We start from the raw sequence: 12,735 nt of genomic DNA on the forward strand, positions 1-12,735 counted from the left end.
CGATGGCGGCCAGCACCGCCTGCTTGATCTCGTCGTCGATCGGGGGCCGCGAGAGCGGGATCGGGGTCACGGGTTCGCTCCTGCCAGGCGGTCGTAGCGACCGCGGTAGTAGATCAGCGGCTCGCCGGAGCCGTAGTGGGCGCGCTCGACGCGCCCGACGAAGATCGTGTGGTCGCCCTCGACGTGCTTGCTCACCGTCACGCACTCGAGCTGCGCCAGGGCGCCCTCGATCAACGGCACGCCGAGGTCGCCCAGCCGGTGCGGCACGCCGTCGAACTTGTCGAGCCGCGTCGAGGCGAAGCGCTTCGAGACCGTCTCCTGCTCGAGGTGGAGGACGTTGACCGCGAAGCGGCCGCGCTCGAGGAGCGCGGGGTAGCTCTGCGATTTGTGGTCCACGCAGACCAGGATCAGCGGCGGATCGAGCGAGACCGAGCTGAACGCGCTGGCCGTGAGCCCGGTGGGACGTCCGTCGCCGTCGAGGGTCGTGACCGTGGTGACGCCGGTCGCGAAATGACCCAGCACGCGACGGAACTCGTCGGGGGAAATCACCGTATTTATGTAGCAGGTCAGCGCCCGAATTGCAAGGTTTTGCGCATAGATATGCGTGCCCGGCGCGCCGGTGCTATAGTCTTGCCCGTATGGTCAACGAAGCCGCCGTGCTCGACGCCCTCCGCGGCATCCGCGACCCCGAGCAGCAGCAGAACATCGTCGCGCTCGGCCTCGTCCAGGACCTCCGGATCACGGACTCCGAGGTGAGCTTCACGCTGGCCTTTACGACCCAGTCGCCGCAGTCGAAGGTCACGCTGCACAGCATGGCCACGCGGATCGTCGGCCGGCTTCCGGGCGTGGCGAAGGTCCAGGTGAAGATGGGCGGGACGCCGACGCGGCCGGCCGCCGCGCCCCACGCCCACGCGCCCGCGCAGGCCGCGCCGCACGCCGACCTCATCCCCGAGGTCCGGCACACGCTCGCGGTCTCGTCGGGCAAGGGCGGTGTGGGGAAGTCCACCGTCGCGGTGAACCTCGCCGTCGCGCTCCGCCAGACGGGCGGCGTCGTCGGCATCATCGACGCCGACGTCTACGGCCCGGACATCCCGCTCATGCTCGGCTCGCGCGGGCGGCCCGGCATGTTCGAGAACCGGATCATCCCGGTCGAGGCGCACGGCCTCAAGATGATGTCCATCGGCCTCCTCGTGAACGAGCGGGAGCCGCTCGTCTGGCGCGGGCCGATGATCCACTCGTTCATCCAGCAGATGCTCCGGGACGTCATGTGGGGCGCGCTCGACTACCTCGTGTTCGACATGCCGCCGGGCACGGGCGACGCGCAGCTCTCGCTCTCGCAGGTGATCCCGCTCTCGGGTGTCGTGATGGTGACGACGCCGCAGGAGGTCGCGCTGCTCGACGTGCGCAAGGCGATCGGGATGTTCCAGAAGCTCAACGTGCCGATCCTCGGCGTCGTCGAGAACATGAGCTACTTCCAGGCGCCCGACACCGGCACGCGCTACGCGATTTTCGGCGAGGGCGGCGGCCGGCGCATCGCCGACGAGTACGGCGTGCCGCTGCTCGCGCAGATCCCGCTCGACCAGGAGACGCGCGTCGGGGGCGACGAGGGCTCCCCGATCACGCTCCGCCGCCCCGACTCGCCGCAGGCGGGCGCGTTCCGCGAGCTCGCCGCGGCGGTGCGGAAGCGGCTCGACGAGCTCGCGCCGCTCAGGTCGCTCCCGACCATCGGCTGATGTCGGCGGCGGCGCCGGGGCTCCGTTGATCCTGCCGATCTTTCCCCTGCCCGACGTCACGTTCTTCCCGCACACGCTCCTGCCCCTCCACGTCTTCGAGGCGCGCTACCGCACGATGGTGATGGACGTCCTCGCCCGCGACCGGCGTCTGGCCGTCGTCAAGCTCCGTCCGGGCTACGAGGCCACGTACGCCGGCAAGCCGGCCGTCTACGCCGTCGCGGGGGCCGGCGAGATCGTGAGCTGGGAACGGCTCGCGACGGGCCGCTACAACATCCTCCTGAAGGGCGAGTGCCGCGTCCGCCTCGAGAGCGAGCGGCCGAGCGACACGCTGTACCGGATCGTCGCGGCGCAGCGTCTCGACGACGTGCCGCCCCGGACGGACGTCGAGGCGCCGCTCGCGCGGATCCGCGCCGCGTGCGGGCGCCTGCTGAAGGCGCTCGACCGTCCTACCACCCTGCTCGACACGGCCCTCGCCGAGGGCCAACCGCCCGGCGTGATCGCCGACCGGATCGCCGCCGCGGTGCTCCCGGACCCGACGCTCCGCCAGGAGCTGCTCGAGACCCTCGACGTCGCGCAGCGCCTCGAGCGTCTCGCCGCCGCGCTCGACGATCTGGTGCGCGAGCTCCTCGGAGGCCGCGGCTGAGCGCCGCCCGCGCGCTCCTCCTCGCGCTGCTCCTCGTCGGCGTCGGCGCGGCGGCGGCCGGCGAGCGGCAGTGGCCGTGGCTCGGCGTGCGCATCCGCGACCTCGCCGAGCAGGAGATGGAGGAGATCTCGAAGAAGCACGGGATCCGCGAGGGCTTCGGCGTGGTGATCGTCGAGGTCATCGAGGGCGCGCCCGCGGCCAAGGCCGGCCTCCGCGCGGGCGACATCGTGGTCGCGTTCGGTGACCGGCCCGTGACCGAGACCCGGCTGCTCCAGCGGTTGATCGCCGCCGCGCCCCTCAGCGCCGAGTCGCGGCTCACGGTGCTGCGCGCCGACGGCCGGCGGCGCGTGGCGGTGAGCCTCGCGCCGATGCCCCGGGCGGTCCTCGGCGAGCGCGTCGCGGCCGAGTTCGGCTTCGTCGTGAGCGAGCCGGACGTGCTGGCCGAGGCCCGCGCGGGCGCGGTGACTCCGCCGGTGATCACCACCGTGCTGCGCCGCGGCAGCGCCGAGAAGGCCGGCCTCGAGGCGGGCGACGTCATTCTGCAGGTGAACGAGCGGGCGGTGCTGAGCCGCGAGGCGGCGCGCGAGGCGTTCGCCGACGCGGTTCTCGACCGGCCGCTGCGGCTCACCGTCCGCCGCGGCGACCGCCGGCTCTCGGTGACGCTCCCGGCGCCCTGAGCCTGCCAGCGCCGCGCGCCTCCGGCGCGCACGGCGCACCGCGTCTAGCGCGCGCCGGGCGGACCGCGTAGGCTCTCGGCTCGCGGGGACAGTCGAGCGGACACCCGGCTGGACGGGAGGACCACGATGGCAGACGTCGAGCGCATGTATCTCAACGGCGAGTGGGTGGTCGCCGAGGGCGGAGCCACGTTCGACGTCGTGAACCCCGCCGACCGCACGGTCGTCGCGCGGGTCACGAACGGTGCCGTGCCCGAGGTCCAGCGCGCGGTCACGGCCGCGCACGCGGCGTTTCGCGAGTGGTCCCTGCTGGCCCCCAAGGACCGCGGCAGGTTCCTCCTCCGGATCCAGGAGCTCATGGAGGAGCGGCGGGACGAGTTGGCCCGCCTCGTGACGCTCGAGAACGGCAAGCCGTTCGAGGAGGCGAAGAAGGAGGTCCAGTTCTCGCTCGGATACTTCGGCTGGTTCGCCGAGGAGGCGCGCCGGATGGCGGGGGAGTGGATCGCCTCGCCCACGCCGGGGAAGCGGTACTGGGTGCTCCACCAGCCGATCGGACCCGTCGCGGCGGTCACGCCCTGGAACTTCCCGGCGACCATGGTGACGCGGAAGATCGCGCCGGCCCTCGCCGCGGGCTGCACCGTCGTCCTCAAGCCGGCGTCCGCCACGCCGCTCACCGCGCTCGCCATCGCGCGGATCACCCAGGACGCCGGGCTGCCACCCGGCGTGCTCAACGTGCTCACGACCAACCGCTCGGGCCTGGTCGGCGCGGAGCTGCTCACGCACCCGCTGATCCGCAAGATCGGCTTCACGGGCTCCACGGACGTCGGAAAGGGGATCATGGCGACGGCGGCGCGCCAGATCAAGCGGCTGTCGTTCGAGCTCGGGGGCAACGCCCCCTTCATCGTGTTCGACGACTGCGATTTCGACGCCGCGCTCGACGGCGCCGTGGCGATGAAATTCCTGCGCGTCGCCGGCCAGTCGTGCATCTGCGCCAACCGGATCTACGTCCAGCGCGGGATCGCCGATCGCTTCATCCCGGCGTTCGTCGACGCCGTCAAGCGGCTCCGGGTCGCGCCCGGCTTCGAGCCCGGGGCGCAGCTCGGTCCGCTCATCAACGAGGAAACGCGCGCCAAGGTCCATTCGCTGGTCGAGGACGCGGTGCGGCGGGGCGCCCGGCTGGTCACGGGCGGGCACTATCTCGACGGTGAGCCGTACGCGCGGGGGTTCTTCTACGCGCCCGCCGTGCTCCTCGACGTGACCGACGACATGCCGATCGCCCAGGAGGAGATCTTCGGGCCGGCGGCGCCGATCCTCACGTTCGACACGGAAGAGGAAGTGATCCGGCGCGCCAACGCCACCAAGTTCGGGCTGGCCGCCTATTTCTACACGCGCGACATGACGCGGCTCATCCGGGTGGCCGAGCAGCTCGAGTACGGGCTCGTCGGGGCCAACGACGCGGCGGGCTACACGCACGAGATCCCATTCGGCGGGTTCAAGGAGTCCGGCCTCGGGCGGGAGGGAGGCCACGAGGGCATCGAGGAGTACACTGAGGTGAAATCGGTCGTCGTCAACCTGGCCTGAGTCCCGTTTCGCGTCGGGAGGAGGAGTGGCCCATGCCTCTCTATGAGTTCTATTGCGACAAGTGCAAGCGCGAGGTCTCGGTGACCCTGACCATCAGCCAGCGCGAGAAGGGCGCGGCGTGCCCGAAGTGCGGCAGCCGCGACCTGCGCCCGCTCCTGGGCACGTTCTTCACTCAAACGTCGAAGAAGTCCTGACACAGGAGGCTTCATGAAGCTCGCAGGCAAGCGGATCGCGATCCTCGCCGAGAACATGTACCAGGAGATGGAACTGTGGGTGCCGTACTACCGGCTCAAGGAGGAGGGCGCCGACGTCAAGGTCGTCGGCGCGGGCGGCGCCAAGACCTTCACCTCGAAGCACGGCTACCCGGTGAACGCGGACGTCCAGGCCGAACAGGTGAAGGCCGTCGAGTTCGATGCGGTGATCGTCCCGGGCGGTTACGCCCCGGACCTGATGCGGCGCCACCCCGCGATGGTCGCCCTCGTCCGCGAGGCGGCGCAGCAGGGGAAGCTGGTCGCGGCGATCTGCCATGCCGGCTGGATGCTCGTCTCCGCGGGCATCTTGAAGGGCAGGAAGGCGACGTCGTTCTTCTCGATCAAGGACGACCTCGTCGCGGCCGGGGCGGACTGGGTGGACCAGGAGGTCGTCGTGGACGGCAACCTGATCACCTCGCGCAGGCCCGACGACCTGCCGGCCTTCTGCCGCGCGATCATCACCGCGCTCAGCAAGTCCTAGGCTCAATCGACGTCGGCCGGGGGAGTGCGAGGGGGGCGTAGCCCCCTTCGCATGATGAGACCGGCGCCGCCCCCCCGGCCGACACCCTCCACCTAGTCGGAGAGGGCCTCGACGGCCCCCTCCGAAACCTCCCCCACGAGGGATGTGCGGGCGAAGCGCGCGCTCGAACAGTTGTTACTCGGAAGCGCCGCTAGCGCTGTGACTTGGGCGCGGTCTGCCAGCCGAGATAGAGGACGGCCGCGGAGAGCAGCACGAGCACCGTGGTCGCGGCGATCCGTGAGGACTGCGAGAGCACCGCGAGGGTGCCGCTCGACAGGCCCGTGAAGACGAGGCCCACCACCGGCAGCACGGGCGCGCCGCAGCCGACGACGCTGCACGGTCCGGTCGAGAGGCCGAGCACACCCACGAGCGCGCCCAGTGTGCCCCCGCGTCCTCCCGCGGTCGCCCGCCAGCCCGCGACCTGGCCACGCTCGCGCGCCGTGAGCCACAGGGCTCCGTAGGCCCCGAACAGCAGGGCGAGCGCGAGGAACCGCACGAGGTCCAGCGAGTCCACGGCGAAGCCCCACTCGGGGACGCCGTAGGGCCCGTCGGCCGTGAACCAGAAGACCGCGACGCGCGAGAGGAAGTCGAGCTTCTTCTCGAGCGGGGCGTCCGAGACGAGGAACTCGGGGAGCCGCTTGAGCCAGGGGTTGAACGTGAAGTAGGTCCACGGCGTGCGCACGACGGCGAGCAGCAGCGGCGGCAGGAGGACGTTCAGGGCGAAGACGCCGGCGGCGATCATGAGGAACGCCCCGGGGCGCCGGCGCAGCGCGACGGCGATGCCGACGAATGCTGAGGCGATGGCGTTGACGAACCGCGTCATCATGAGCCCGGCGGGAACGAGAGCCCCCGCGAGCCGATTATAAGGGTCAGATCCTGGGCGCGCCTTGACATTGGTCAGACCAGGTGTTAAGCGTACGGAGCCGATGAGGCGACCGGAAGCCTTCCTACCCACGGACGTGAACCGAACGGAGGGACCACAAATGGCGGCAGATGTGAGTCGCAGGAACTTTTTGGGCGGTCTGGGCGTCAGCGTCGGCGCGGCGCTCGGCGCCACGGCGGGAGCGGCCCTGCCGATCGTCGGCGTGGCGCAGGCCCAGGAGAAGCCGAAGGGGACCATCCCCGACAAGCCGTTCCGGATCGGGCACATGACGTTCTTCACCGGTCCGGCGGCGGTGCTCGGCGAGCCCATGTACAAGGGCCAGCTCCTCGCGGCCGAGGAAATCAACGCCGCGGGCGGGCTCCTCGGGAAGCGGAAGATCGAGATCCTCAAGGCGGACGAGGCCGCAGGGACCGACGCGAACGTCAAGGAGCTCCGCCGGCTGAAGCTGTCGGAGAACATCGACTTCTTCTGCGGCATCACGTCGAGCGGCAACACGCCGGCGCTCGGCCCCGTCGCCGAGGAGCTGAAGCTCCTCACGATCTTCGTCGACGGCTGCACCGACTTCCTCTTCGACAAGGCGGTGCCGAACCCGCACTACATCTTCCGGATCACGAACATGCAGTCGGCCGACGGCGTGACGTGCGCGCTCGGCGTCGTGCAGACGTGGCCCAAGGTGAAGAAGATCGCCCACATCCACCCGGACTACTCCTACGGCCGGAACGCCTTCGACCACTTCAACATCGTCATGAAGAAGCTCATGCCGCACACGGAGGTCGTCTCGGAGGGCTGGCCGAAGCTCGGGACGACCGACTTCAGCTCGCACATCACCAAGGCGAACGCGTCGAAGCCCGACCTGATCGTCTCCTCGGTGTGGGGCGGCGACTACGTCGCCATGTACAAGCAGGCCATCGTGCACGGCATGTTCAAGAAGGCGAAGTTCGCGTCGATGATCGCCTTCGGCGTGGCGCCGCACGCGATCGGCAAGGACCACCCGGAAGGCGTCATCGCCGGCGTGCACTCGAACTACCACTTCACGTTCCCGGCCGGTGAGAAGTGGCCGCTCAACAAGAGCTTCGTCGAGAAGTACCACAAGCGCTTCAGCGAGTACCCGAACTTCCAGGCCGAGGGCGGCTACACGGCCACGTACATGCTGAAGGCCGCCATCGAGAAGGCGAACAAGGCCGGCGGCGGCTGGCCCGAGGACGACGCGATCATCGCGATGCTCGAAGGCATCATGGTGGCCGGCCCCGCGGGCTACGTCTACATCCGCCCCGACAACCACCAGGGCTACAAGGACGCGGTGACCGGCTTCAGCAAGAACGTGGCCGAGTACCCGTTCCCGATCCTCGACCCGGCGCGCATCATCACGATCCCGATCCGCAACATCACCGCGCCCCCGGGCTGGCCGAAGGGCGAGCCGACCTCGACGTTCACCTGGATCGACAAGACCTGGCCCGTCGTCAAAGCGTAGCTCTTGATCCGGGGGCTGGAGCGCCCCGCGTAGACCTGAAAACGACACAGGTCCCGCGGGGCGCCCCACCCCCGGCTCCTTTCCTTCTTGCGTTGTCCGTCCGCCCCGCGCTGGTCGTCCTGGTGTTCGTCGCGCTCGTCTCTCAGTCGGTGGAGGCGGGGCACGAGATCCCGTACTACCCGTCGTTCTACCCGCAGGAGATCAGGATCGAGACGGTGGAGCCGGCGGCCGCGCCGCGGCTCCTCGCGAAGAACGCGATCCACGCCTACCTGGGGCCGCTCGCCGCCCCGAAGGGGGCCGCGCACCTCGCCTGGGTCGAGTCGCCGCGGTCCTTCGTGCTGCTCACGTTCAACCCCGCGAGCCGCGGCTTCGGCGACGCGCGCGAGCGCTGCGCCGCCGCGGCGCGCCTGGCACCGGCGCTCGCCGCCGTGAAGGGCGAGTACGTGTTCCACCCCTACCCGGTCACGCCCTACCACGAGGACTATCTCCACCACGCCGACCTCGTCGAGGCGGCGAAGGCGCGCTCCGCCGGCGGCGGCCCGGGCCCGGCGGTGAGGCTGCGCGTGCGCGGCCGGCTGCCGGTGCTCCCCGCGGGCCCCGCGTGGCGGCCCGCCGACGGCGACTGGGACGCGACGCTCGAAGAGGTCAATCTCTCCACGCTCGTCGGCGAGGAGTCGACGCGCCTCAACGGCTGGCTCGGGCCGCCCTGGCTGAAGGAAGGATGGTTCCAGGCCCACGCCCTCTACGCGCGGGGCGTCGGCGAGGCGGGCTCGCGGAGCGCGATCGAGGAGGCGTTCGCCCGCCGGACGCGCGGGGAGTACGCGAGCGCCGCGGAGCGGCTCGGGCTCGAGCGGCGGCTGGTCTCGCTCCTGACGCGCGGCTGCGAGCGCGTGCCGGTCGGGTACGCGCTCCGGCGCGAAGCGGTCAACGACGACTACTCCGAAGGCGTCGAGAACGTCGGCTACGACGCCCAGGCGGGTCTCGGCTCGGCCGTGTTCCTCCGGACGGTGAAGCTCAAGGACTTCCCGTGGAACGGCGTGCTGCGCCTGGGCGCCGCGTCGCGCCCGGCGGCGGCGTGGAACCCGATCGCGGGCTTCGGCGACGAGACGGGCCGGCTCCTCTGGTCGGCGCTCGCCGACGCGGCGCTCCTGCCCGCGCCGCAGGGCGGCGGCTGGATCCCGAACCGCGCGCGGGCCGTCGCGATCGAGGCCGGACGCATCGAGGTCCCGCGGGACGCGCTCGTGCCGGACCCGGCGACGGGGGCGCTCGGCGCGCCCGCGCCGGGCGCCCTCGCGCGGCAGAAGATCACGTACCGCGTCGTGCTCTCGAAGTTCCACGACGGGACCAAGATGAGCGTCGCCGACCTCGTCGCCCCGTACGCGTTCGCGTACCGCTGGAGCACGGGGGACCGGCAGGTCGAGCGCGCGTCGGCGCTCCTCCGGGACTGGCTCGCCGGCGTGCGCGTCGTGAAGGTCGAGCCCGAGATCAAGGACTTCGGTGACCTCCAGATCATCCTCGAGGTGGCCGTCGTCGACGTCTACCTGAGGCACGCGGGTGAGCCCGCCGAGGCCGTCGCGATCGCGCCGCCGTGGAGCCCGATTCCGTGGGAGCTCGCGGCGCTCATGGACGAGGTCGTGACGCGCGGCCCCGCGGCGTTCTCGGAGGACGCGGCGCGGCGGCGCGGCGTCGCCTGGCTCGACCTCGCGCGTGACCGCAAGCTCGACGAGACGCTCGCCGCCCTGGCGGCGGGCCTCGAGCGCCGGGCGTACGTCCCCGAGGCCCTGCGCGGCCTCGTCAGCGTCGCCGAGGCGCGCCAGCGCTGGGCGGCGCTCCGGCGCTTCCACCGCCAGCACGGCCACTGGCTCTCGACGAGCGGCCCGTACCGGCTCGCCAAATGGACGACCGGCTCGGCCGTCCTCGAGGTCTTCCGCGACCTCTCGTACCCGAACGTCGTCTCGTCCTTCGACCGCTACGTGCTGCCCCGCCGGGCGTGGGTGACCCGGGTCGAGCGCCGGGGGGACCGGCTCGAGCTCCAGGCCGACGCCGAAAGCATCACGAAATTCGCGCGGTCGTATAAGATCGTGCGGGAGCCGCTGCGCCTCGAGCCGACCGGCGAGGCGTTCCGGGACACGGTCGCGGCGCTGTGGACGGTGGTGGGCGCCCGCGACGAGGTCGTCGCCACGGGCCGGTCGGAGGACGTCGAGGGAGGCAGCCTGATCGTGGATCTCGGGGGGAAGCTCGCGCCCGGGGCGTACCGCGTCATGCTGGCGCTGGCGCTGAACGGCAACCTCGTGAACCCGGAGGTGAAGGTGGTCGCGTACCGCGTGGCCGAGTGATGGACGTCGTCCTCATCCACTTCATCAACGCGCTGCTCTACGCCTCGGTCCTCTTCCTGATCGCCGGCGGCCTCAGCCTCATCTACGGCGTCATGCGGATCGTGAACCTGGCCCACGGCAACCTCTACGCCGTCGGCGCGTACGTGACGGCGTGGGCGATCGGGTCCGTCCTGGTGGGCAAGCCGATTGCCCTGCTGCTCGTCGTCCTTCCCGCGGGCGCGTTCGCGGCGGCCATCCTCGGGGCGATCCTCGAGCCGACGCTGCTCCGGCCCTTCTACCGGCGCGCCGAGGAATACCAGCTCCTCGTCACCTTCGGGCTCCTCATGATCCTCGAGGACCTCCTGCGCTTCGTCTGGGGCCCGTACCCGCTCTCCGCCAGCGAGGTCTTCGAGAGCTTCGGGAGCGTCGCGATCGGCGAGGAGATCTACCCGACCTACAACTTCCTCGTCATCGGCGTCGGCGCGGCCGCGGCCCTCTTTCTCTGGGCGGTCATCTACCGGACGAAGTTCGGCGTCGTGCTGCGCGCCACGTCCCAGAACATGCGCATGGCCTCCGCCCTCGGCGTGAACGTCAATCGTGTCTACGTCCAGGCGTTCGCGCTCGGCTGCTTCATGGCGGGGCTCGGCGGCGCCATCATCGTGCCCAGCCAGTCGGCGGTGCTCGGCATGGGCGTGGACGCGCTCGTGCTCGCCTTCATCGTCGTCGTCATCGGCGGGCTCGGGAGCCTCGAGGGCGCGCTGGTCGGCGCCCTCATCGTCGGGCTCGTGCGCGAGGCCGGCATCGCGTGGTTCCCGGAGATCGAGCTCGCGGTCCTCTATCTCATCGCCGCGCTCGTGCTGCTCGCGCGGCCCGCCGGGCTCTTCGGACGGCCATGAGCACGCCGACCGTGGACGCCTCCGCGCTCGCCCTCGGCGCCACGTCGCCGGGGCGGGTCCTCCGCTGGGCCGTTCCCGTGGGCGTCGTCCTGCTCGTCGTGCCGTGGGTGGCGAGCGAGTTCGTCACGATCCAGCTCGAGTACGGGCTCGTGATGGCGATCGCCGCCCTCGGCTTCAACCTGCTGCTCGGCTACACGGGGCTCCTCTCCTTCGGCCACTCGGCCTACTTCGGCGTGGGCGCCTACGCCGTCGCGCTGATGGTCAAGTACCTCAGGGTCGGCTCGATGGAGCTGTTCCTCGTCGGCGCGATCGTCGCGTCCGTGCTCGTCACCGCGGTCTTCGGCATCGTCTGCGTGCGCTACACGCGGATCTTCTTCGGCATCCTCACGCTCGCGCTCTCGCAGGTGCTCTGGTCGCTCGCGTTCAAGTTCTTCTGGGTGACGGGCGGCACCGACGGCCTGCGCGTCCCGACGCCCTCGCTGTTCGGCGGGCTCGTGACGGGCACCGGGGACAAGACCACGTTCATGGTCCACGCGTACTACTACTACGTGCTGGCCGTCTTCGGCGCCTGCGCCGCGCTCATGTGGATCATCGTGAACTCGCCGTTCGGCAAGGCGCTCCAGGCGATCCGCGACAACGAGACGCGCGCCGAGTTCGTCGGCGTCCGGATCTGGCGCTACCGCTGGGTCGCGTTCCTCGTCTCGGGCGTCTTCACGGGCCTCGCCGGGGCCCTCTGGGTGCCGCTCAACGGGCTCACGACGCCCGACATCATGTACTGGCAGTTCTCGGGCGAGCTCGTATTCATGACGGTGCTCGGCGGGTTCCGCTCGTTCGCCGGGCCGATCGTCGGCGCGATCGTGTTCAACTACCTCAAGGTCTACGCGGTGGGCTACACGGTGTACTGGCAGCTCCTGCTCGGCGCCGTGCTCGTCGCGCTCGTCCTCTCGCTGCCCACCGGGATCGTCGGGACCGCGGAGCGGCTCGTCGCGCGGCTCCGGGGGAGGAGCCAGCCGTGAGTCTCCTGGTCACGAAGGACCTCGTCAAGTGGTTCGGGGACACGCACGCGGTGGACCACGTGGACTTCACGGTGAAGGAGAGCGAGGTGCTCGCCCTGATCGGCTCGAACGGGGCGGGGAAGACCACGCTCGTGAACCTGATCTCCGGCCTCTTCCCGCCCGACGCCGGGCGGATCCTGTTCCGCGACCGGGACGTGACGCGCGACTCCGTGCACGGGCGCATCAAGGCGGGCATCGCGCGGAGCTTCCAGCTCGTGAACCTGTTCGATCAGCTCAGCGCGATCGACAACGTCGCGCTGACGATCTTCTCGCGCGAGGGCAAGACGAAGAACCTCGGCACGCTCGCGAGCGCCGACACGGCGGTGTGGGACGAAGCCTTCGACGTCCTGCGCCGCTTCGGGCTGGAGGCGAAGGCGCGGATGCTCGCGGGCGGCGTCTCGCAGGGCGAGCGGAAGCTCCTCGACGTGGCCGTCGCCTACGCGCTCCGGCCGAAGCTCCTCTTCCTCGACGAGCCGACGAGCGGCGTGTCCACGCGCGAGAAGGCGCCGATCATGGACACGATCACCTCGGTGGTCCGGGGGACCGGCATCTCGGCGGCGATCATCGAGCACGACATGGACGTCGTCTTCAACTACTCGGACCGGATCGTCGCGATGCACCAGGGCACGATCCTGGCCGACGGCACGCCGGACGAGATCCGGCGCAACGAGACGGTCATCACCACGCTCATCGGGACGACGGGAAGGGGCTGA

At 70.8% G+C, this 12,735-nt stretch carries 13 protein-coding genes; 11 read left to right on the plus strand and 2 right to left on the minus strand.

The genetic code is table 11. The features are described from left to right. Positions 1 to 66 precede the first annotated feature (66 nt). Complete coding sequence (locus VKG64_19080; GenBank protein ID HKB27145.1) at positions 67 to 549, minus strand: flavin reductase family protein; 483 nt, start codon at positions 547 to 549, stop codon at positions 67 to 69. 89 nt (positions 550 to 638) lie between these two features. Here VKG64_19080 and VKG64_19085 point away from each other — a divergent pair, with 89 nt between their 5' ends. The 6 genes from VKG64_19085 (at position 639) to VKG64_19110 (ending at position 5,363) form a co-directional block, all read left to right on the plus strand. Next, positions 639 to 1,733: an Mrp/NBP35 family ATP-binding protein gene (locus tag VKG64_19085; protein ID HKB27146.1), complete on the plus strand. Its 1,095-nt coding sequence runs from the start codon at positions 639 to 641 to the stop codon at positions 1,731 to 1,733. A gap of 25 nt (positions 1,734 to 1,758) precedes the next feature. Then, positions 1,759 to 2,376: an LON peptidase substrate-binding domain-containing protein gene (locus tag VKG64_19090; protein ID HKB27147.1), complete on the plus strand. Its 618-nt coding sequence runs from the start codon at positions 1,759 to 1,761 to the stop codon at positions 2,374 to 2,376. An 86-nt stretch (positions 2,377 to 2,462) separates the two neighbouring features. Next, positions 2,463 to 3,053: a PDZ domain-containing protein gene (locus tag VKG64_19095; GenBank protein ID HKB27148.1), complete on the plus strand. Its 591-nt coding sequence runs from the start codon at positions 2,463 to 2,465 to the stop codon at positions 3,051 to 3,053. 126 nt (positions 3,054 to 3,179) lie between these two features. Further along, entirely contained in the window at positions 3,180 to 4,631 is a 1,452-nt protein-coding gene (locus VKG64_19100; GenBank protein HKB27149.1) for an NAD-dependent succinate-semialdehyde dehydrogenase, read from the plus strand. A gap of 32 nt (positions 4,632 to 4,663) precedes the next feature. Beyond that, positions 4,664 to 4,825 (plus strand): FmdB family zinc ribbon protein, encoded by a 162-nt coding sequence (locus tag VKG64_19105; GenBank protein HKB27150.1) that lies wholly within the window; start codon positions 4,664 to 4,666, stop codon positions 4,823 to 4,825. A gap of 13 nt (positions 4,826 to 4,838) precedes the next feature. Further along, the gene (locus VKG64_19110) at positions 4,839 to 5,363 is read left to right on the plus strand and encodes a type 1 glutamine amidotransferase domain-containing protein (protein HKB27151.1); all 525 of its coding nucleotides are present in this window, start codon (positions 4,839 to 4,841) and stop codon (positions 5,361 to 5,363) included. Between the two features lie 190 nt (positions 5,364 to 5,553). Here VKG64_19110 and VKG64_19115 read toward each other — a convergent pair whose 3' ends face one another. Further along, positions 5,554 to 6,228 (minus strand): hypothetical protein, encoded by a 675-nt coding sequence (locus VKG64_19115; GenBank protein HKB27152.1) that lies wholly within the window; start codon positions 6,226 to 6,228, stop codon positions 5,554 to 5,556. A 169-nt stretch (positions 6,229 to 6,397) separates the two neighbouring features. Between VKG64_19115 and VKG64_19120 the strand changes: the two genes are divergently transcribed. The 5 genes from VKG64_19120 (at position 6,398) to VKG64_19140 (ending at position 12,735) form a co-directional block, all read left to right on the plus strand. After that, entirely contained in the window at positions 6,398 to 7,756 is a 1,359-nt protein-coding gene (locus tag VKG64_19120; protein ID HKB27153.1) for an ABC transporter substrate-binding protein, read from the plus strand. A gap of 92 nt (positions 7,757 to 7,848) precedes the next feature. Continuing rightward, the gene (locus VKG64_19125; protein HKB27154.1) at positions 7,849 to 10,092 is read left to right on the plus strand and encodes a hypothetical protein; all 2,244 of its coding nucleotides are present in this window, start codon (positions 7,849 to 7,851) and stop codon (positions 10,090 to 10,092) included. Beyond that, a complete protein-coding gene (locus VKG64_19130; protein ID HKB27155.1) occupies positions 10,092 to 10,967 on the plus strand; it encodes a branched-chain amino acid ABC transporter permease in 876 nt (291 codons plus the stop codon). Before VKG64_19125 ends, VKG64_19130 begins: the two co-directional genes overlap by 1 nt. Continuing rightward, positions 10,964 to 11,983: a branched-chain amino acid ABC transporter permease gene (locus VKG64_19135; GenBank protein HKB27156.1), complete on the plus strand. Its 1,020-nt coding sequence runs from the start codon at positions 10,964 to 10,966 to the stop codon at positions 11,981 to 11,983. Before VKG64_19130 ends, VKG64_19135 begins: the two co-directional genes overlap by 4 nt. Further along, positions 11,980 to 12,735 (plus strand): ABC transporter ATP-binding protein, encoded by a 756-nt coding sequence (locus VKG64_19140; GenBank protein ID HKB27157.1) that lies wholly within the window; start codon positions 11,980 to 11,982, stop codon positions 12,733 to 12,735. Before VKG64_19135 ends, VKG64_19140 begins: the two co-directional genes overlap by 4 nt.

It is taken from the genome of Candidatus Methylomirabilota bacterium (assembly GCA_035260325.1).
Taxonomy (GTDB): domain Bacteria; phylum Methylomirabilota; class Methylomirabilia; order Rokubacteriales; family CSP1-6; genus AR19.